19 protein-coding genes are annotated in these 21,519 nt (G+C 40.0%); 8 read left to right on the forward strand and 11 right to left on the reverse strand.

Annotated elements, in window-relative coordinates:
* Positions 1-154 precede the first annotated feature (154 nt).
* Together D2V08_RS11335 and D2V08_RS11340 are read left to right on the forward strand one after the other, a co-directional pair.
* Positions 155-907, forward strand: a complete 753-nt coding sequence (locus D2V08_RS11335; protein WP_119608392.1) for a sulfite exporter TauE/SafE family protein — start codon at positions 155-157, stop codon at positions 905-907.
* 14 nt (positions 908-921) lie between these two features.
* Positions 922-2,115, forward strand: coding sequence for a DegT/DnrJ/EryC1/StrS family aminotransferase (locus tag D2V08_RS11340; protein WP_119608259.1), 1,194 nt, complete (start codon positions 922-924; stop codon positions 2,113-2,115).
* On the opposite strand, the gene ribB is transcribed toward D2V08_RS11340, so the two are convergent.
* The 10 genes from ribB to D2V08_RS11390 form a co-directional block, all read right to left on the reverse strand.
* Positions 2,112-3,251 (reverse strand): 3,4-dihydroxy-2-butanone-4-phosphate synthase, encoded by a 1,140-nt coding sequence (gene ribB, locus D2V08_RS11345; protein ID WP_119608260.1) that lies wholly within the window; start codon positions 3,249-3,251, stop codon positions 2,112-2,114. The genes D2V08_RS11340 and ribB overlap by 4 nt on opposite strands.
* Positions 3,248-4,750: an LptF/LptG family permease gene (locus D2V08_RS11350; RefSeq protein WP_119608261.1), complete on the reverse strand. Its 1,503-nt coding sequence runs from the start codon at positions 4,748-4,750 to the stop codon at positions 3,248-3,250. Before D2V08_RS11350 ends, ribB begins: the two co-directional genes overlap by 4 nt.
* Before the next feature lie 3 nt (positions 4,751-4,753).
* Entirely contained in the window at positions 4,754-5,401 is a 648-nt protein-coding gene (gene lolA1, locus D2V08_RS11355) for an outer membrane lipoprotein periplasmic chaperone LolA1 (RefSeq protein WP_119608393.1), read from the reverse strand.
* Positions 5,402-5,405: 4 nt separating this feature from the next.
* Positions 5,406-7,790, reverse strand: a complete 2,385-nt coding sequence (locus tag D2V08_RS11360; protein ID WP_119608262.1) for a DNA translocase FtsK — start codon at positions 7,788-7,790, stop codon at positions 5,406-5,408.
* A 62-nt stretch (positions 7,791-7,852) separates the two neighbouring features.
* The gene (locus D2V08_RS11365) at positions 7,853-8,218 is read right to left on the reverse strand and encodes a diacylglycerol kinase family protein (protein ID WP_119608263.1); all 366 of its coding nucleotides are present in this window, start codon (positions 8,216-8,218) and stop codon (positions 7,853-7,855) included.
* Between the two features lie 139 nt (positions 8,219-8,357).
* On the reverse strand, positions 8,358-8,615 hold the full coding sequence (locus tag D2V08_RS11370; RefSeq protein WP_119608264.1) for a DUF6952 family protein: 258 nt from the start codon (positions 8,613-8,615) through the stop codon (positions 8,358-8,360).
* Positions 8,596-8,910 (reverse strand): thioredoxin family protein, encoded by a 315-nt coding sequence (locus tag D2V08_RS11375; RefSeq protein ID WP_119608265.1) that lies wholly within the window; start codon positions 8,908-8,910, stop codon positions 8,596-8,598. Before D2V08_RS11375 ends, D2V08_RS11370 begins: the two co-directional genes overlap by 20 nt.
* Positions 8,911-8,915: 5 nt before the next feature.
* Positions 8,916-9,560, reverse strand: a complete 645-nt coding sequence (locus tag D2V08_RS11380; RefSeq protein ID WP_119608266.1) for a peroxiredoxin — start codon at positions 9,558-9,560, stop codon at positions 8,916-8,918.
* 208 nt (positions 9,561-9,768) lie between these two features.
* On the reverse strand, positions 9,769-11,259 hold the full coding sequence (gene nhaC, locus D2V08_RS11385) for a Na+/H+ antiporter NhaC (RefSeq protein ID WP_119608267.1): 1,491 nt from the start codon (positions 11,257-11,259) through the stop codon (positions 9,769-9,771).
* A gap of 71 nt (positions 11,260-11,330) precedes the next feature.
* Positions 11,331-12,551 carry an aminotransferase class I/II-fold pyridoxal phosphate-dependent enzyme gene (locus D2V08_RS11390; protein WP_119608394.1) on the reverse strand — a complete coding sequence of 407 codons (1,221 nt, stop codon included), beginning with the start codon at positions 12,549-12,551 and terminating at the stop codon, positions 11,331-11,333.
* Between the two features lie 150 nt (positions 12,552-12,701).
* On the opposite strand from D2V08_RS11390, the gene D2V08_RS11395 reads away from it, so the two are divergent.
* Both D2V08_RS11395 and lpdA read left to right on the forward strand, forming a co-directional pair.
* Complete coding sequence (locus D2V08_RS11395) at positions 12,702-13,160, forward strand: Lrp/AsnC family transcriptional regulator (protein ID WP_119608268.1); 459 nt, start codon at positions 12,702-12,704, stop codon at positions 13,158-13,160.
* Between the two features lie 386 nt (positions 13,161-13,546).
* The gene (gene lpdA, locus D2V08_RS11400; RefSeq protein ID WP_119608269.1) at positions 13,547-14,950 is read left to right on the forward strand and encodes a dihydrolipoyl dehydrogenase; all 1,404 of its coding nucleotides are present in this window, start codon (positions 13,547-13,549) and stop codon (positions 14,948-14,950) included.
* Between the two features lie 57 nt (positions 14,951-15,007).
* On the opposite strand, the gene D2V08_RS11405 is transcribed toward lpdA, so the two are convergent.
* Positions 15,008-16,204, reverse strand: coding sequence for a heparan-alpha-glucosaminide N-acetyltransferase domain-containing protein (locus tag D2V08_RS11405; protein WP_119608395.1), 1,197 nt, complete (start codon positions 16,202-16,204; stop codon positions 15,008-15,010).
* A gap of 130 nt (positions 16,205-16,334) precedes the next feature.
* On the opposite strand from D2V08_RS11405, the gene D2V08_RS11410 reads away from it, so the two are divergent.
* Genes D2V08_RS11410 through D2V08_RS11425 form a run of 4 tightly spaced genes read left to right on the forward strand, consistent with a single transcriptional unit; the run spans position 16,335 to position 21,465 of the window.
* Entirely contained in the window at positions 16,335-16,868 is a 534-nt protein-coding gene (locus D2V08_RS11410; RefSeq protein WP_119608270.1) for an NADPH-dependent FMN reductase, read from the forward strand.
* 6 nt (positions 16,869-16,874) lie between these two features.
* Positions 16,875-18,158: an anthranilate synthase component I family protein gene (locus D2V08_RS11415; RefSeq protein ID WP_119608271.1), complete on the forward strand. Its 1,284-nt coding sequence runs from the start codon at positions 16,875-16,877 to the stop codon at positions 18,156-18,158.
* A gap of 23 nt (positions 18,159-18,181) precedes the next feature.
* Positions 18,182-19,489, forward strand: coding sequence for a tRNA lysidine(34) synthetase TilS (tilS, locus tag D2V08_RS11420; RefSeq protein WP_119608272.1), 1,308 nt, complete (start codon positions 18,182-18,184; stop codon positions 19,487-19,489).
* On the forward strand, positions 19,486-21,465 hold the full coding sequence (locus D2V08_RS11425) for a protein-disulfide reductase DsbD family protein (RefSeq protein WP_119608273.1): 1,980 nt from the start codon (positions 19,486-19,488) through the stop codon (positions 21,463-21,465). Before tilS ends, D2V08_RS11425 begins: the two co-directional genes overlap by 4 nt.
* Positions 21,466-21,519: the final 54 nt, after the last annotated feature.

Below are 21,519 nucleotides of genomic sequence, written 5' to 3' on the forward strand. Positions count from 1 at the left end.
TCTAATGTAACAAATATTAACATATTGACATTTTTTTACCATCAAATATTGAGAAGTATTCAAAATATGAAAGTATAATGATTGTATTTTAAGAATTCTAAACTTTGTAAAAATCAGTATGTACGTTCAAAACAATGGTCATACCTTTGTTTTTATGCTAGAATGGTACCACTATTTGCTTTTGGTCGCTGTAGGTTTTGCAGTAGGTTTTATAAACACAGTAGCAGGAGGTGGTTCCTTGTTGTCCCTTCCTACGCTTATCTTTTTAGGATTACCGCCTGCTGTGGCAAACGGTACCAATCGGGTAGCCATAGTGATTCAAACAGCGATGGCAACCGCTGGTTTTAAGAGCAAGGGCATTTCCACCTACCCTTTCAATATTTATTTAGGGATTTCCGCTTTTTTAGGTTCCATTATTGGTGCTTATATTGCTGTCGACATAGATGGGGAAACCTTTAATCGGATTTTGGCCATTGTGATGATTGCCGTGGTGCTTATCATCATTTTTAAACCCAAAATGCGCGTAGAGGAGATGCAGGAACGACTCACGGGAAAATACCTTTGGGTAGCTATAATTGTTTTTTTCTTTTTTGGCATCTACGGTGGTTTTATTAATGCAGGTCTTGGCTTTTTAATGATGCTGTTCATGCATTTTTATAATCGAATGAATTTGGTTCGGGTAAATGCCACCAAAGTAGCCGTGGTTTTTATTTACATGTTAGCGGCATTGGCGGTTTTCGTATTTAATGATAAAGTTGATTGGAAACTTGGGCTTATTTTGGCTATTGGAAATGGTTCGGGAGCATGGTTCGCCAGTAGGTTCTCTGTTAAAAAAGGGGACGGTTTTATAAAAACATTTTTAGTAATTGCCGTAGTGCTGATGGCTATCAAACTATGGTTCTTTTAAAATAAAATAGTAGTATGCCTGGATTTGAACTTTTTGGGGACAAGGAAAGAAAAGAAGTGCAAGATGTTATGGACTCTGGAGTGTTGATGCGCTACGGGTTTGATGCCATGCGAAATGGACATTGGAAAGCGAAGGAGCTTGAAACTGCTTTAGAGGAAAGAATGCAATCTAAATACGCACATGCCATAAGTAGTGGTACGGCGGCATTGACCGTGGCCTTGGCAAGTGCGGGTATTGGAGCAGGGGATGAAGTAATTATGCCCACTTTTACTTTTGTGGCCAGTTTTGAATCTATTTTGGCATTGGGCGCGGTTCCTGTTTTGGTTGATATTGATGACACCTTGACCTTGAAACCTGAAGCCGTTGAAAAAGCCATTACTTCAAAAACCAAAGTGGTGATGCCCGTACATATGTGTGGTTCCATGGCCAATTTGGATGCCTTGAAAGCTATTTGTGACAACCATGATCTATTGTTGTTGGAAGATGCTTGTCAGGCCATTGGAGGAACCTACGATGGAAAACCTTTGGGGAGTATTGGAGATTTAGGGTGTTTTTCTTTTGATTATGTAAAAACTATCACTTGTGGAGAGGGCGGAGCTGTTATTACCAAGAATGAATCGTATTATCAGAATGCCCATAAATACTCCGATCACGGTCACGACCATATCGGAAACAATAGAGGAGCGGAGGACCATCCGTTTTTGGGATATAATTTCCGTATTTCAGAAATGAATGCCGCAGTCGGTGTGGCACAGTTGTCCCGTTTGGATGAGTTTATAGCTATTCAGAAAAGAAACTACACTATTTTGCGAGAGGCATTGTCCAGCATTCCCGAATTGGTTTTTAGAACTGTACCGGATGGGGGAGAGGAGAACTATTCTTTTCTGAATTTCTTTTTACCTAGCGAAGATATCGCTCAAAAGGCCCATCAAGCTTTGACCGATCATGGAGTGGATGGATGTTTTTACTGGTACAACAACAATTGGCACTATTATAAAAAGTGGGAACATCTAACCGAAATGAAATCATTGGGCAATTTGCCAAAAGATGTAAAAGAGTCGTTACCGGACTACAGCAAAGCTGATTTCTCCGAATCCGATAAATGGATGTCACGAAACATTTCCTGCTTGATTAAACTGGGCTGGTCCGAGGAAGAGGTGACGGTACGCGCGGACAAAATGGTTGAGGCAATTAAAGCATCACTTTAGTAGTTCACATACTCCACAATCTCAAGACCATAGCCTACCATACCTACACGACGGGTTTGCCCTGAATTGGTCAATAAACGAATCTTGGAGATATTAAGGTCGTGTAAAATCTGTGCGCCTATACCAAAGTCTTTATTATCCATCTCAATTTTTGGAGCCTTGGTCACTCCTTCGCCCTGAAGCTTTTTAAACTCGGACAGTCTATTCAACAGATTCATGGATTGGTTACCTTGGTTTATAAAGATCATGGCGCTTTTTTCCTCCGCATTCAAAGCATCGAACATGCGTTGCAAACCTTCATCGGGATTATTGGTCAAGGTGCCCAACATATCGTTGTTTACCAAAGTGGAATTAATACGTGTCAATACAGGTTCACCACTTTTCCAATTTCCTTTGAGCAGAGCAATATGAACTTGATCGTTGGTAGTTTGTTGGTAAGCTCGCAATCTAAATTCCCCGAATCTGGTATTTATGGTAAATGCCTCCTTAAGCTCAATTAGACTATCGTGCTCCATTCGATAAGCGATTAAATCCTCAATGGAAACAATTTTAATGTCAAATTTCTTCGCAACTTCCAACAATTGTGGCAGTCGTGCCATAGAACCATCTTCGTTCATGATTTCCACAATAACTCCCGCTGGTTCCAATCCAGCCAATCGAGCAAAATCAATGGCAGCTTCGGTGTGCCCGGTTCGGCGTAATACACCACCTTCTTTGGCGATCAAAGGAAAAATATGTCCCGGTCTCGCCAGTTCATGGGGTTTGGTTTCTTTATCTGTAAGGGCAAGCACCGTTTTGGCCCTGTCTCCAGCAGAAATTCCTGTGGTTACCCCTTTACCTCTTAAATCCACGGAAACTGTAAAAGCAGTCTCCAATGGGTCTGTATTGTGGCTCACCATTTTGTGAAGCCCCAAATCCTTGCATCGACCTTCTGTAAGGGGGGCGCAGATAAGTCCACGGCCATGTTTGGCCATAAAATTTATGGTCTCCGGTGTAATCAATTCCGCCGCAGCCAAAAAATCACCTTCGTTCTCCCTGTTCTCATCATCCACCACAATTATAACTTTACCTTGCCTGATATCGGCAATGGCTTCTTCAATGGCGTTTAGCTGTATTTTTTTGTCCTTAGTAATCATTGGTCTTCCGCTTCTTTATCTTTCTTTTTAAATAATGATTTAATACGGTCTATAAAGTGACCAAATCCTATTAATCCTTTATCGGCGGTTGCCCTTCTCGTGAGTGAAACGCCCAAAGGCAACATAATCAATGTAGGGAGCCAAGCTCCAATGGCAGGGTGAATATTCCCTTCTTTGGCATAGTTGCCGGCAAATACCCCGATAAAATAATAAGTCAAAAATAAGATAATGGCAACTACCATGGGCAGTCCCAAGCCTCCTTTTCGGATAATGGCTCCTAAGGGTGCTCCTACAAAAAACAAAATAATACACGAAAGTGCAAGCGCATATTTTTGATGGAGCGACAAGATATGACTGTTATAGAACTTGTATCTGCTTTGTAGTTCATCTTTTTTGGACTTAACGGTGTTCAAGATACTGGAAACCTCATTTTGGGCTTTTTTCATTACTTGCATTTGTTCCCATTGCTCCAAACTTTCCATAAAATCATCTACGGTTTTTATAGAGTCCACCTTAATTTCTTTAGCCTTTTTTTTAGGTTTAATGAGCTGTAAGTTTTTTTGAGTACTATCCGTTGGAGTCTGTATGGGAAAAGCACCCATACGGGTAACCACATTCTTGGAAAATGCTTCTACTTTTTCAAGATTGTTTTCACGTAGGGAGTCGATATCCTTGATAAGTCGACCTACATTTTTCATTTTGTTGGTCGTAATATTTTGGTCTTCTTCCAAATCTTGATCGTTGAGCTCTGAAATATCAATATTGATGGTGTACGTCTCAAAGTTTGATTTGGCAAAAGGTTGTTTTCTGCGCTCTTTGGCATCTTTAGGCATCACATCTTCATAGTAGTTGCCATCCTTCAATACTAATTGAATAATATCAGATTCTTCACTACTGATCAATTCGCCAGATTTGGCCTTGATCACCGTATTGTTTATGTTTTGCTTGGTTTTTTTATGGATGATGACATTGTCCAAAAAACGATCTTGCTCCCCATGCTTTCGGTCCACCTTGATATTCATACCCTCGCCGGTCCCTTCAAAATCACTGAAAACCCCTTCGGTGATAGCGGCGGCAGGTTTTACTTTGGCAATATTCCGTCTTAGGTTGAACATTTTTTGTTCAGATTTTGGAATCACATTGTTGGCGAAGAAGAAAGTTACTACACCCAAGAATAGTACAAAAACAATAAGGCTTCGCATACCTCTTTGCAGTGATATCCCTGAAGCTTTCATAGCCGCGAACTCATAATTTTCCGCAAAAGTACCAAAGGTAAGGATGGAGGACAGCAGTACCGTAAGAGGTAACACCTTATCAACAAGGGTCGGGATAAAGTAGAAAATAAACTTGCCAATAATTACCATGCCAAGTCCTTTTCCTGCTAAATCATCGATGAACAGCCATATTCCCTGAAAAATGAATATGACAATCAGAATGAAAAAGGAACTGAAGAAGTTGTAAAGAAATCTTCTTAGTATATACTGATCAAGTATTTTCAATGCCTAGTTTCTTATAATGTAGTACCCTTTGTCCTCGTACTTTTTCTCGTCAAAGGTAAACAGAGTACTCGATATGGGCTGATTGGTTTTGAAAGAATTAACGGTAATGGTGGTTTTGGTACCATTGTTTCCCGTTTGAATCAGTTTGTAGATGTGCTTCGTTTGCGTATCTACTCCCAAAAGCACGGATTTTATTTCAGTATTGGAGTCAATGGGAATCAACTTTACATACTGAATTTTTCTCCCACCTACATTTTGAAGAATGTCCCATTGATAGTTGTGACCTGTTTTATAGAATGTCAACATTTTAGATGGGCTAACGTTGTCATTGTCCTCGTTGACGTCCTCAATGGTTACTTCTTCATTTTCCGGGACTACGGTGTATACTTTTTTGCCATCATACAATTGTGTGGCTCCAAAATAGTTCAATAGATATTTTTCACCATCCAAAGTTACATTACCATTGGTTTCCTGTTTTAGGTTGGCCTCTGTGTTTTCCAAGGTGGACTGGAAATCAATATAAATATTGTCGTAGCTCTGCACCTTGTTATATACTTCATCCAAAAGTGCTTTGGCCTTATCGGAGTTCTGACCGTAGGAAAAAAGTCCAACGGTAAACAATGCTATAAAAAGAATATTTTTCTTGATCATGGTCTTATTTTGCTTCATTTTCTAATAGTTGTTCCAAAGAATACATATCGGGTACAAGAACCTGTCTTGCTTTACTTCCTTCAAATGGTCCTACAATTCCGGCAGCCTCTAATTGATCTATAATTCTACCTGCTCTGTTGTATCCCAGTTTTAATTTTCGTTGTATCAGGGAGGCTGAGCCTTGTTGGGCGGTTACAATTACTTCAGCAGCGTCCCTAAACATGGCATCCCTGTCCGCGATATCATTATCAAGACTTGTGCCAGATTCCTCACCTACATACTCTGGCAGCAGGTGTGCTTCGGGGTAGGCACGTTGCGAACCAATGTAATCAGTTATTTTAGCTACTTCAGGGGTGTCCACAAACGCGCATTGAAGCCTTGTAACATCATTTCCTTGGGTGTAGAGCATATCTCCACGACCTATAAGCTGGTCAGCACCTTGGGCGTCCAAAATAGTTCTGGAATCAATTTTTGAGGTTACCCTAAACGCTATCCTAGCAGGGAAGTTCGCTTTAATGATACCTGTAATTACGTTAACCGATGGTCTTTGCGTGGCGATGATCAAGTGAATACCGATGGCACGGGCCAATTGTGCCAATCTGGCAATCGGGGTTTCCACTTCTTTGCCCGCTGTCATGATCAAGTCGGCAAACTCATCAATCACCAAAACAATGTATGGCAAAAACTTGTGCCCATCATTCGGATTCAATTTTCTGGCTTTAAACTTGGTGTTGTATTCTTTAACGTTCCTCACCATCGCTTTCTTCAACAGCTCGTAGCGGTTGTCCATTTCAATACAAAGGGAATTCAGTGTATTGATTACTTTGGTGTTGTCCGTAATTATAGCTTCTTCAGAATCCGGAAGCTTGGCCAAAAAATGACGTTCAATTTTATTGTAAAGCGTCAATTCCACCTTTTTTGGATCTACCAATATGAATTTAACTTCTGCGGGGTGTTTTTTATAGAGTAGGGAAGTGATGACCGCATTCAGCCCTACTGATTTACCCTGACCCGTGGCACCTGCCATAAGCATGTGGGGCATTTTGGCCAAATCCACTACAAAAGTCTCGTTGCTAATGGTTTTTCCGAAAGCGATGGGCAGTTCCATTTCCGCTTTTTGGAATTTATTCGATGCAATCACCGACCGCATCGAAACAATAGTGGCATTTTTGTTCGGCACCTCTATACCTACCGTTCCTTTTCCAGGAATAGGGGCGATGATACGGATTCCTAAAGCAGCTAATGAAAGTGCAATATCGTCCTCCAGGTTTTTGATTTTGGAAATACGGATTCCCGCTTCGGGTACAATTTCATATAGGGTTACCGTAGGGCCAATAGTCGCTTTGATCTGGGCAATGCCTATTTTATAATTCTTAAGAGTACTTACAATCCGGTTTTTGTTCTCTTCAAGCTCTTCTTGGTTGATGGTAATCCCTCCGGAAGCGCCATGGGCTTCTAAGAGATCTAGAGTGGGGAATTTGTAGTTGCCCAATTCCAGTTTAGGGTCGAACTCACCAAAATCCTCTACCAATTTGGCCGCTTTGGCATCGGTTTCTTCCTCAATAGTGGTTTCTTCGACTTTTAGATCAAGATCGGACTCTTCTTCTTGCGGAAGGTTGACATCAAGCCCCGCTTCCTCGTTTAATGGAGGAATATGTTCTTTGTGTGTATAGGTATCTATTTTTTCGGGAACGGAATCATCAGTGCTTAATGTGATACTTCCTTCTTCATTTTCTATTGAAGTTTCCGTGGTTTGAACCGATGGTTCCTCCCTAAAATCAGATTTAATTTTTTGTTTTTGACGGCGGAAGAAATTGGCAAATCCTTCTGGGGTAAAATTGAAGAGTTGTACCAAAATCACCATCAAAACAAATATCAGAATCAAGAATACGCCGATTTTACCTGTGTAATCTTGAAGGAAATCATTCATTTCATAACCGATAAGTCCTCCCAACAACGGAAAGTCTGCAGCAAAAAAACCTAGAGCAATGGAGCCCCAGATGACTCCGACCATGCCCCAAATCCATTTGGAAATAAGGCGTTTTCCATTTAAACCAAGAAAAAGATAAAGTCCCGTAACAGCCAATAGGAATGGAAAAACGAAGGAAGCAAGTCCAAAACCTTTGTACATAAAAAAGTGACTTACATTTGCGCCAAATTTGTTCAGTAAATTACTGGCTTGGGCATTGCGGTCCGCAAATTGGGAAAGCATACTCTGGTCTTCTTGCCATGTGAAATAAAATGACATAAACGAGAAGAAAAGTGCAATGCTGAGAACTATCAAAAGACTACCAAAAATGATTTTGTTCTGCTTGGAAGGTTTAAAAGACACCTTCTTTTTGGCAGTTGTAGTTTTTTTTGATTTTGATTTTGTTCTTTTTTTGGCCATCAATTCTTTTTAAGCGGGGCTAAGTTACAAATTTACGTTGCTACTCGAGGTCTTGGATTTTACTAAAAGATTTTGGGTACATAGATAATCAAACCAATGATGCTTGCTATGACCGATACTATCATAACGGCTCCTGCAGAAATATCTTTTATCAAACCAATTTTCGGGTCCAATTTGGGCTGAATATAATCGCAGATTTTTTCAATTGCGGTGTTTACACCTTCTACGCCCATTACCAAACCAATGGATAGTAGTTGAAGTATCCACTCAGTACTGGAGATTTTAAAATAAAAACCAAGGGCTGTGACCGCTAATGCTATAACGAACTGAATCTTGATGCTGGGTTCTGTGCGTAGCAATAGAAGCATGCCCTTTAGGGCATATCCCACACTTTTTATCCTGTTCTGAAGAAAAGATTCTTTGGGCATTTATAATGCTTCAAGTATGTTTTGACATAAATACCGGTGTTCCAACAAGGAACTGGTTCGATGTCAAAAATACTTAAAAAAACCTTCCCGAAGTTTGTTACGGGAAGGTTCTTATTTTCAATGTTTATGTCAATGTCCCTTACTTGTCTATGGACCCGAGTACCCTGGTCATAAAGCCGTTCAGGGCTTCTTTTTTTGAAGCTCCATTTTTGATTTCTCCAGATACTTCGAGGGCTCCATAAATATTGGAGATCAACTCACCGATCATATCCAGTTCCTCATCTTTTAAACTGGAAACCTCACAAACGCTTTCAAGCGTATCTGCGGTTTCCTGCAGATAGTCCTCATCGTGCTCTTCGGCAAAATTGACCAATTGTTTAATTATGGGCAACTTCATTGATCAAGTCTTTTAAAACATCATACTTATTGGTCTGCACCTGATTCTTCAAAGATCCATTTGAAAAAGCTGCGAATGTGGGCAAGTTGTCCACGTTGGCCAGTTTTCTGGATTCAGGGAATTTTTCGGCATCGACCATTACAAACTTTATGTTCTCGTTCAAAGAGGCTTCCTTTTTGAACTTTGGCTTCATAATTCTACAGTTTCCGCACCAAGATGCGCTGAACTGCACTACTACGTTGTCATTGTCGGCAATGACCTCGCTTAAGTTGTCTTTGTCCAATTCTACAATCATAGCAATTAGTTTACGTGATTAGCCAAGTAATCGGAAACACCAGCTCTATCAGCATTCATTGCTTCTTTTCCTTCTTCCCAGTTTGCTGGACAAACTTCACCTTTTTCTTGTACGTGGGTGTAGGCATCTACCAAACGCAAAAATTCTTTTACGTTTCTTCCCAATGGCATATGGTTAATGCTCTCGTGGAATACAGTTCCTTCCTCATCGATCAAATATGTAGCTCGGTAGGTTACATTGTCACCTTCAACTACAACAGAATTGGTTTCTTCATTGTAGTCTTCCTTCATAATGTCCAAAATACCCAAGGCAGTCGCTAGGTTTCTATTGCTATCAGAAACGATAGGGTAGGATACACCTTCGATTCCTCCATTGTCTTTTTCGGTGTTCAACCATGCGAAATGTACTTCGGCAGTATCACAAGAAGCTCCTATAACAATGGTATTTCTCTTTTCAAACTCACTTAGGTTTTGTTGAAATGCAAATAGCTCTGTTGGGCAAACAAAAGTGAAATCTTTTGGGTACCAGAAAAGTAAAACTTTCTTGTTTTCGGCTTTCGCTTTCTCTAAAATGTTGATTTTGAATGTGTCGCCTAATTCGTCGATGGCGTTTACTTCAATGTTTGGAAATTTTCTTCCTACTAAAGTCATTTATTGGATTTTTTTAGAATTTCGAATAGCAAAAATAGTGCGGATTTACGGCTTTTTTCAACTTGAAAATTAGTATTTCTTATAGTTTGATAAACCGTGACTATGCATCAAAAAAAGCTTGTGTTTTTTGATGTTAAAGCAAAATTTGTATCCAAATTTTAGTGACTTCTTAATGAAGTTGTTTTTGTTTATAAAGTAAAATGAAAATTTATTCAGCTGTACTTGTTGCAAGCTGCTTGATCTTAATACTGAACGCAGCAAAAAGCAATGTCATAAATGGACTAAGCCAGTTAAAAACGGCATAAAGGGCATATTCACCAACCCCTACACCTAAAACGCTACTGTGATATGCTCCACAGGTGTTCCAAGGTACCAATACTGAAGTTACGGTTCCCGAATCTTCTAGGGACCGACTTAGGTTTTCTGGGGCCAATCCACGTTCCTCGTAGGCTTTGGAAAACATTTTTCCGGGAACTACAATGGCCAGGTATTGGTCGGATGCGGTTACGTTCAATGCCAAACAGCTTCCTACGGTACTGGCGAACAATCCAAAAGTGGTCTTTGCCAATTTTAGGAGAGATTCTGTAATTCTTTCCAAAGCTCCAATGCCATCCATAATACCTCCGAATACCATGGCACAGACAATTAACCAAATGGTTCCCAACATTCCTGACATCCCTCCAGAGGAGAAAAGTTCGTTAAGAGCTGGGTCGTCAGTTGCAATAGATGTATCAATGGTAATGGCATTTAAAATACCTTTATAACCGGATTCAAAATTTAAAGCTGCACCACCGCCCAGGTTTGCAACAATGTCTGGCTGAAAAACAAGTGCAAAAACACCACCTAACAGCGTGCCTATCAAAAGTGCCATTAATGGTGGGGCCTTTTTTACAATCAAACCAATAACCACCAAAGGCACCAAAAACAACCAGCCATTTATATTGAAGGTTGAACTGATATTGTCAAGTAGTGAACTAGTGTCCGCAACACCTGTAGTATCGATCGTAAACCCTAAAATGATAAATACAATCAAGGTCACAATAATTGTAGGAACCGTAGTATAAGTCATGTAGCGAATGTGTGAGAACAAATCTCCGCCAGCCATTGCGGGAGCAAGGTTCGTGGTGTCGCTCAATGGCGACATTTTATCTCCAAAATAAGCGCCGGAAAGCACTGCGCCCGCAGTCATTCCCAACGAAATCCCTAAGGCATCACCAATTCCAATCAATGCAATACCAACAGTTGCAGCCGTAGTCCAGCTACTCCCTGTAGCAATGGAAATAATGGCACAAATAATAACGCTAGCGGCCAAAAATATTGTGGGATTCAAGATTTGAAGCCCGTAATAAATCATAGCAGGAATAATACCACTGACCAACCAAGTGCCCGAAAGTGCACCAACCATCAATAGAATAAGTAAAGCTCCTGTAGTGGACTTGACATTCTCGGCAACTTCAGCAATCATCTGCTTATAAGAAACTTTATTAAAAAACCCGACAATGGCAGCCACTGCACCACCCATTAATAAAATAAATTGGTTGGAACCACTTAGGGCATCATCCCCAAAAACATAAACATTGTAGGCCAACATGGCGACCAATGCAAAAACAGGTATAAGTGCTTCGGCAATAGTTAAGTTTTTATTTTCTACAATGTGTTCATCTTCCCTAAATTTTGGCTTTTCCGCTTTTTTCGGCATTTGGTCTGAGTTTGTTAGAAGGTAATATTACGATTTTGCACTATGTTGTGCAAACAACGTCGGTTTACTTCTTAGGCCAAACTTGCATCGGGAGATAAAATACCTAGCTTGTCCATACACTCACGCATGGTGATGTATGTTTTGTGGATATCGTTGTCCAATCCGATTGAAAAACGGATGAGTCCTTGGGAAAGACCCAGTTCTTTTTGTTCTTCTTCTGGAATTTCGGAAGAAGTTGAAGTTCCCGAAGCACTAAACAAGGTTTTATAGAACCCAAGGCTTACTGCTAAATAGCCCAGTTTTTCTTTTTGCATAAGTTCCATCAAAGCGTTGGCCCTTTCTACGGAACGAACATCTAGAGTGAGCATGCCGCCAAAGCCATATTCGTGGTTCATCTGGGATTTCATCAAATCATGGCCAGAATGACTTTCCAAACCAGGGTATACCACTTTTAAACCGTCTTTCTCAAATTGTTTTGCCAAATAATGGGCGTTTTCACTATGTTTTTTAATACGTATATGCAGTGTTCGCATATTCTTAAGGATTGAAGCAGCCCGCAAACTGTCCAAAGTGCTTCCCAAGAGCATTCCAGCTCCGTTGTTCACATCTTTTAAACTGAGACAAAAATCTGTTGTTCCACAAACGGCTCCCGCCACACAATCACTACTACCGTTGATAAACTTGGTAAGGCTGTGAACCACAATATCGGCTCCCAATTGTGCAGCATTTATTGTCAAAGGAGAAAAGGTGTTATCGACCACCAATGGCATCTCGTTATTTTTGGCGATTTTGGACAGCGAAGGGATATCGGCGATCTCCAATAAAGGGTTGCTCACCGCCTCACAGTATATCATTTTAGTTTTTGGTGTGATGGATTTCTTGACCGTTTCCAAATCAGTAATGTCTATAAAGGAAACTGAGATATTGAATTTCTTCACAAAGTTCTTTAAGAAGGCATAGGTACCCCCATAAATGGTTCTGCTACATACAATATGGTCGCCAGAATCACAGAGTTGAAGGATAACTGCAGTAATGGCACCCATCCCGCTGGCGTATACATTGGCAGCTTCTGTTCCTTCCAGTTGCGCCATGGCTTCACCCAAGTATAAATTGGAAGGGGAGGAATGTCTACTATACAGGTAGCAGCCTTCGGTATTCCCTTCAAAAGTATCGAACATGGTTTTTGCAGAAAGAAAAGTGTAAGTTGATGAATCTGATATAGAAGGGTTTACACCTCCGAATTCACCAAAATATTGTAGGTCTTGTATGTGTTCTGATGCTTTATAGTCCATAATGTTCAGTTTTTGATAAAAGTATAAATTGATAGACCCAAAATCAATAGACATGTTTAAATAAGGAATATTAGTCCTAAATTATAAAACAATTAGGTAATTGTTCATTAAAATTGGAATTTAGCCGTTATAGTTAGAAAAATCGTCGGTATGAAACTGGATAAAGTGGACATTGAGCTATTGAGATTGCTCCAAGAAGATTGCAAAAAGACAACAAAGCAGTATGCAGATGCTTTGCATTTGTCCAAAACTGCGGTCTATGAGAGAATTCGTCGTCTGGAGCGTAATGGGGTGATTACCCAATACGCTGCTTTGGTGGATAAAGAAAAAGTTGGACGCGATTTTATGGTACTCTGTCAAATACGGTTGGTGCAGCATACCAAGGAAAATGTCTTGAAATTTGAACGCGAGGTGCTACAGCTTCAAGAGGTTTCCGAATGCTTTCATGTAGGTGGGGATTACGATTATATTTTGAAAATCTTTGTTGAAGATATGAAGAGTTATCGAGAGTTTATGGTCACTAAACTCACTGCCATCACCAATATTGGGAATACTCAAAGTTCTTTTGTGATCAATGAAGTGAAGAACAGTCCTTCGGTGCATATTTAGAAGGCAGAAGTTGGAAGTACGAATTCAGAACTCAGTTCGCAGGAGGCAATTAACAGTTAACAACGAACAATCCGACTACCTTTTAACCCAATCACCTTTGAGCCCAAAAAATCCAAGAATTCCACAATCCCACCATCTCACTTCTGACATCTTATGCCTTAATTCAGATATTTCATTTCTAACATCAACACTTCGACTATGCTCAGGGTACTTGTTTCCAGAAATCTAACAATCTAATAATCCAACCTTCCAATAATCTCATCGTTCAAATCAAACTTCTAAATCATCTCCCGAATACATTGGTACTGTCCCGAAAAACATTTGTATTTTTACAGTTGTTTTTAAAAAACAAATCTTTTAGCAATTATCCTTACAAATAATATAATATGAATCAATATGATGTAGCTATCATTGGCTCTGGACCTGGAGGCTATGTAGCGGCCATTCGATGTGCCCAATTGGGAATGAAAACGGCAATAATAGAAAAGTATGCAACCCTCGGAGGCACTTGCCTTAACGTAGGTTGCATCCCATCCAAAGCACTTTTGGATTCATCGCACCATTACGAGGATGCCATAAAGCACTTCGAGGAGCACGGTATCGATATTCCGGGGGAAGTAAAAGTGAACTTGGAGCAAATGATTGCCCGTAAACAAGGCGTGGTCGACCAAACCACCAAGGGTATCGAGTTTTTGATGAGCAAAAACAAAATCGATGTCTACCACGGAGTAGGAAGTTTTAAGGATGCTACACATATCAATATTGCAAAAGAGGACGGTGAGGAAACCATAGAAGCTAAGAACATTATCATAGCTACGGGCTCTAAACCTTCATCCTTGCCTTTTATTGAAATTGATAAAGAAAGAGTTATTACCTCCACGGAAGCCTTGAAACTTAAAGAAGTTCCCAAACATTTGATCGTGATCGGTGGTGGGGTCATCGGTTTGGAATTGGGTCAAGTATACAAGCGTTTGGGCGCCGATGTTACTGTAGTGGAGTATATGGACCGAATTATACCAGGAATGGATGGCGCTTTGTCCAAAGAACTTACCAAGGTGATGAAAAAGCAAAAGGTGAAGTTCAACCTATCTCACAAAGTAAAATCTGTGGAGCGAAAAAGTGATGAGGTAATTGTGAAAGCCGATGACAAAAAAGGCAAGGAAGTAACCATTACAGGTGACTACTGCTTGGTAAGTGTTGGCCGTAAACCTTACACTGAAGGATTAAATGCCGAAGCTGCTGGAGTAAAATTAGATGATAGAGGTAGAGTAGAGGTGAACAAGCATTTACAGACCAATGTAGCTAATATTTACGCCATAGGTGATGTAGTAAAAGGTGCTATGTTGGCCCACAAAGCTGAAGAAGAAGGTACTATGGTTGCTGAAATTTTGGCCGGACAAAAACCGCATATCGATTACAACTTGATTCCTGGAGTGGTTTACACTTGGCCAGAAGTTGCTTCTGTTGGAAAAACGGAAGAGCAATTGAAAGAGGAAGGTGTAGAATATAAGTCAGGTCAATTCCCGATGCGTGCCTTAGGTAGAGCCAGAGCTAGTATGGACATTGATGGTTTTGTGAAGATTCTTGCCGATAAGAGCACGGATGAGGTATTGGGAGTACACATGATAGGTGCGAGATGCGCCGATTTAATTGCTGAAGGTGTGACTGCAATGGAATTCAGGGCATCAGCGGAGGATATTTCGCGTATGAGCCATGCTCACCCGACCTTTGCCGAAGCTGTCAAAGAAGCGGCATTGGCTGCCACTGATGATAGAGCCTTGCATGTATAGGTAAAGAAGTTATAATCAAAGATTATGAAGCATCCAATCTTGGGATTGGGTGCTTTTTTAGCTTCTTACTGTACGTAGAACTCTTCGAAGAAATAGTCGAACTCTAATGTAAATCTCTCGTAGTACGGGAATGGAAATTTCTTTCAATTCAATAAACTGGGATTTGGTATAAGAAATACCCAAACCAATTTGCGATTTAATGTTCGCTTCATACTGGTTGTATTTTAAAGCTAAAAAGGAACAGGCAATCATAAAAGCGAGAGCACCTGGAATTACGATTTCAGGAGAAAGCGAGTGGTTAAAGAATCGATACAACCCCAAACCTGTAAAACTACCATAAAGTATGATGAAGTGAATCACATATATGGAAAGTGTACTTGCCCCGATTTTTAAAACGGTTTTGTTCGTCATAAACTGGCGAAGTACCATGAATACAGCAAAAACTACAAATACATTCCCTAATCGGATAAATAAATAGTTGTTGGATAATATTAGGTTGAACAATTCCAGCCCAGTCCATTTATAAAGTCCAGCAAAAGCATTGGATGTTTGATAGATTAATAAATAGCCAACCCCTAAAGCAATGGAAATAGCAGCGGGATACAAATACTTATAGTTCTTGAATCGTGTGAAAAGCACTGAAATAAAGGCACCTAATGTAGCATAACCAAACCAAGGGATAATCGTAAATACTGAACCATTGGCCTTGGTGAAATAGTTGGCTATAAAATTGGGAAGAAAAGCAAAAGACCAATCTTTATAAACTCTTTCAAACAAGAAGAGTAACAAGGTGATGCCCACTAAAACCAGTGGGAATACATATTTTTTTCTCTTGGAGGTAAGCACATAAACACTGATCAATCCTAAAATAGAAAGGCCTATGCAATGAAGTACATCCACCAAATAAAATGCGTTGTAGATTTCGCCTTTTAAGAGTCCACCAAGGTTCAATCGAAGTAAATAACCAATCGCCAATAGTTGTAGTCCGCGTCGGATACCTTTTGCAACTCTTGGGTTATCCATTCCATTTTCCGGAACCCGAATCAACAAGTAAGTGAAAATAAAACCGGAAACAGTAAAAAAGACAGGGGCGGTAATCCCACGAAAGTAAAGCCAAACATTGTAAACAGGGTTGCTGGAATCCCTAAAAACAGGGTCCAACAAACCATCAATGAAGTGTCCTTGCAGCATCATCAAAATGGCCCATGCACGCATGGCGTCAATAAAAAATAACCTATTGCTTTTGGCTGTCATCTGATTCACGTTCAACCTATATACTTGTTTTGCAGGCAGTTTGGATGTTCTTTGCACCAAAAATATGCAAAATAGTCGCATCTCTGCTCCGATTGGGGTATTTTAGCGAAACAATCAATGATTTTATACTATGGCTGCAATTTTGGCATTTGCCGGAAGCAATTCTTCAACTTCTATCAATTTTAAATTGGTAAAACATACGATTTCTTTAGTGCAAAGCCATGATATTCAGATACTCAATATGGCAGAGCATCCATTTCCCATGTATAGTGAAGACTGCGAAAAGGAACATGGCTTTTCGAATGCTTTGGTGAAATTGGAAAATGATATCAAAAAATCAGACGGGATTATCTTATCGGCAAATGAGCATAATGGAAATCCTTCAGCCTACTTTAAAAATGTATTGGATTGGCTCTCGAGACTGGATAGAAATTTCTTGGAAGACACAAAAGTATTACTAATGTCCGCTTCAGGAGGAAGGTTTGGTGGGGCAAGGTCTTTGGGGGTCTTGGAAAATATGTTACCGAAGTTTGGGGGTGAGGTCTTGGCCACATTTTCCCTAAAATCTTTTAATGATAACTTTAGTGATGATGGCATTTTAGACGAAGACCTAAAGAGTGAACATCAAACTGCATTGAACACCTTTTTGGATTCGTTAAAATAGTAGGTATTGCGAAAACACCGTTCATTTAAGATCACCTCTCCTATACAAAGTAAGACTGCGCTGTTTCAATGGTCGAGAGGGCGGCAGGAAGTTGCTTGGTTAGATAGTAATTCACATCGAGACCCATATTCCAGTTTTGAAGCTTGCCTGGCCGTTGGGACTTCTCATGTAGTAACTGGTTTAAATGAGCTCCAAACCTTTATGGAGCATGAAAAGGATTGGCTCTTTGGTTATTTCTCCTATGATTTTAAAAATGAGTTGGAAGAATTGATTTCCAATAACTTTGATGCTCTTGGATTCCCAGTGCTACAGTTTTTTCAGCCCAATAAAATAATAATTGTTGATGAAGGACAGCTTCATTTTAAGTATTTAGAGGCCTTTGCCAACGAAATTGAGTCGGATTATGCCGAAATCACCAAGTATCGGTCAACCGATGCATCCAAAAAGGGAACTGACCCCATCAAAATTAAAATGCGAATCCATAAGGATGCCTATTTCGAAAAAACCAATCAATTTCTGGAGCACATCCACCGAGGAGATATTTACGAAGCCAATTTTTGCCAGGAGTTTTATGCAGAAGACGTTTCTATTGATCCGTGGGAAACCTATGGTAAGCTCAATGCGATATCCGAACCACCTTTTGCTGCATTTGTAAATTTAGATAACAGGTATTTGATGTGTGCTTCACCGGAACGTTATATCAAAAAAATAGGTGAAAAAGTGATTTCCCAACCTATAAAAGGTACTGCGCCAAGAGGAAAGAATGAAGATGAAGACAAAAGAATCAAAATAGCATTGACCAAAGATGAAAAGGAGCGAGCAGAAAATATTATGATTACCGACCTTGTTCGCAACGATTTGTCCAAGAGTGCATTGAAAGGTTCAGTGCAAGTTGAAGAACTATGTAAGGCATACACTTTTAAGCAAGTACATCAATTGATCTCGACCATAGTTTCAACGGTTTCCAAGGATAAGAATCCAGTAGAGCTTATTAAAGAAACCTTTCCCATGGGGAGTATGACGGGAGCTCCGAAAATTTCGGCGATGAAAATTATTGAGGAATTGGAAGAGACTAAACGGGGTTTGTATAGCGGTACAGTGGGGTACTTTGACCCAAACGGTAATTTCGACTTTAATGTTGTGATTCGAAGTATTTTGTACAACGCGACCAAAAAGTATGTGTCCTATTCTGTAGGAGGTGCCATAACTTCAAAATCCAATCCGGAAAATGAATACCAAGAATGTTTGCTAAAAGCTAAAGCTATGCGAACGGTATTGGAAGAAGGCTAAGGGTTAATTTGTAAATTCGCGTCATGTTCCCAAAGTTCAAAGAGCACATTAGCAACAAAATGCCTTTCCTAAAAGGAAAGAAGCTGCTATTGGCCTGCAGCGGAGGTGCGGATAGTGTAGTGTTGGCTCATTTGTGTGTCGCAGCTAACTTAGACATTGCATTGGCCCATTGTAATTTTAATCTTCGAGGCGAAGAGAGCGATGGTGATGAAGATTTTGTACGCGAATTGGAATCTAAAATTGGAGTTGAGGTTTATGTAAAGACTTTCGATACCAAGCAATATGTCGAAACACATCGAGGTTCAGTACAAATGGCAGCAAGGGAACTGCGCTATCAATGGTTTGATGAACTTTTAAAAACCAAAGGTTTTGATTATGTGCTGACCGCCCACCATGCCGATGACAGTTTGGAGACCTTCCTGATTAACTTATCTCGTGGAACGGGCATCGATGGTCTTTCTGGAATCCCCGAAGTGAATGAACAAGTGGTTCGTCCTTTGCTCCCTTTTTCTCAAGAGGAGATTGTTGAGTATGCCACTTCAGAAAGTATTGAATGGCGAGAAGATAGTAGCAATGCGAGTTCCAAATATCTTAGGAACAAGATTCGTCATCAAATTGTACCGATTTTAAAGGAATTGCATCCTACTTTTTTGCAAAACTTCCTGAACACCCAAAATCATTTACAGCAAACCAACGATTTGGTCGTCAATAATTTAAATGAGTTAAAGGCTAAATTGTTTGAGCCGAGGGATGGAGCCATCAAAATAAACATTGCAGAACTGGAACAGTTACAGCCCTTGGAGTCGTACCTGTATGGATTGTTTAAAGATTACGGTTTTACGGAATGGGAAGATGTAAAAGCCCTATTGACCGCAATGAGTGGAAAGCAAGTAGTTTCCAAAACCCATCTATTGCTCAAGGATAGGGATTGCCTTATTCTTTCTGAAATAAAAAATAGGGTAAGCCAAACATACCCTGTCTATATAGATGAAACTGCGTCCGAGTCGCCCATCACACTAAAACTGGAGAACGTTAAAAACCTTGAAAACCAAGATCAAAATGTCGTCTTTTTGGATAAGGAAAAGTTAAACTTTCCGTTAGTGTTAAGGAATTGGGAAAAAGGCGACTATTTTTATCCTTTTGGCATGAAGGGGAAAAAGAAACTATCCAAGTTTTTCAAAGACGAGAAAATGGATGTAATTTCCAAAGAAAAACAATGGTTGCTCTGCTCGGACAATGAAATTGTTTGGGTTGTGGGCAAAAGAGCCGACGAACGATTCAAGGTTGAGGATTCAACCCAACAAATAATAAAGATTACACTGCACACATGAGATCATTAGTACTGTTTTTAGGACTATTCTTCATCAATCTAATCACTTTTGCACAAACGGATGAGAATCCTGCAGTTTGGAGCCACGAAGTACATAAATTATCCGATACGGAATTCGAGTTAGTGTTCAAAGGTAAAATCATGGACGGCTGGCATGTGTATTCACAATACACTGCCGAAGGAGGCTCTCTACCTAGTGAATTTACTTTTGAAAAAGCTGGTGTAGACTACGAACTCATCGGTGAAACTGAAGAAAGTGAAACTATAAAAGAGTATAGCGATATTTTTGAAGTAGAGGAGACGTTCTTTAAGAAAGAGGCCATCTTCACACAGAAAATAAAATTGCTAAATCCTGAAGTCAACCAAATTTCAGTAAACCTGTTTTATCAGATTTGCAAGGAAGTGTGTCTTCCTGTTGATGAATTTTTTCAGATTTCGTTGGATGGAAGTGGGTTTGTGGCAGAAGAAACATCCTTGGACGAACGAAGTGTCGCCCTGGGGGAATCGCTCAAGGTTGATTTAAAAAACAAAACCCTCTTGAATCAATCCGGAGTGACGGATTCCGAAGGAAAATCCAATCTATGGGTGATTTTTGGTCTTGGTTTCATTGGTGGGCTAATTGCATTGTTGACGCCCTGCGTTTTCCCCATGATTCCGTTAACAGTTTCCTTTTTCACCAAACAATCACAGAACAAGTCCAAGGGAATAGCCAATGCGCTGTTATATGGATTCTTCATCGTATTAATTTATTTCTTGTTGAGTTTGCCTTTCCATTTGTTCAATTCGGTAGACTCACAAATATTGAACACCATAGCCACGAATATTTGGCTCAATGTGTTCTTCTTTGTGATTTTTGTATTCTTTGCCTTTTCGTTTTTCGGCTATTACGAATTGACCTTGCCCAGTTCTTGGGCCAATAAAATGGATTCGGCCTCATCCAAAGTAGGAGGGGGATTAGGTATCTTTTTTATGGCGTTGACCTTGGCCATCGTGTCATTCTCATGTACTGGACCAATTTTGGGCGGACTTTTAGGAAGTACAACCCTTGCGGAAGGTAATGTGGCGACTAATTTAACTTCTGGGATGGTTGGCTTTGGTTTGGCCTTGGCTTTGCCATTTGCTCTGTTCGCTATGTTTCCGGCTTGGTTGAACTCCTTGCCAAAATCCGGCGGATGGATGACCACAGTTAAGGTGGTACTTGGCTTTTTGGAGCTGGCTTTGGCCTTTAAATTCTTGTCCAATGCAGATTTGGTTGGTAACTGGGGCATCTTTAAAAGAGAAATATTTATAGGTATCTGGGTGGTACTCTTTATTTTGATGACTTTATATCTTTTCGGAATCTTCAGGTTCCCGCATGATGGACCTAAAAAGAATCTTTCACCTGCCAGAAAATTAACGGGAATAGCAAGTTTGGCTTTTACCGTTTATTTGGTTCTGGGACTTTTCAATATCAGTAACTTGAAACTACTTAGTGGATTTCCACCACCAAGCTTTTACAGTGTTGTGGAAACGGAAAGTGATTGTCCTTTAGGTTTAGATTGCTTTAAGGATTTTGAAGAGGGTGTAGCTTATGCACAAGAAGCAAACAAACCTATTTTACTCGATTTTACGGGATGGGCCTGCGTTAACTGCAGAAAAATGGAAGAAAACGTTTGGAGCGACCCTAGTGTTTATCCAATCCTAAAAGAAGACTACGTGTTGATTTCCCTTTATGTGGATGATAGAAAGGAGCTTCCTGAATCAGAGCAATTCGATTTTAAATTTGATAGCGGTAGAGTAAAAGCCATTGAGACCATAGGTCAAAAATGGGGAACATTCCAAACCGTTAATTTTAATGCAGCATCACAGCCGTATTATGTGTTGCTTTCCCCAAACTTGGAAATTTTGAACGAGGCGGTTCAATATGTTGATGTCGAGACCTATGAAACATGGTTAAAGTCTGGTTTGGAAAAACACCAACTTTCCATGAACAAATAATTGATATTTGTCAATATATTTTTTTAGTCATATAAGAAAATAGTTATACCTTAG

The organism is Flagellimonas lutimaris (assembly GCF_003581615.1).
GTDB lineage: Bacteria > Bacteroidota > Bacteroidia > Flavobacteriales > Flavobacteriaceae > Flagellimonas > Flagellimonas lutimaris.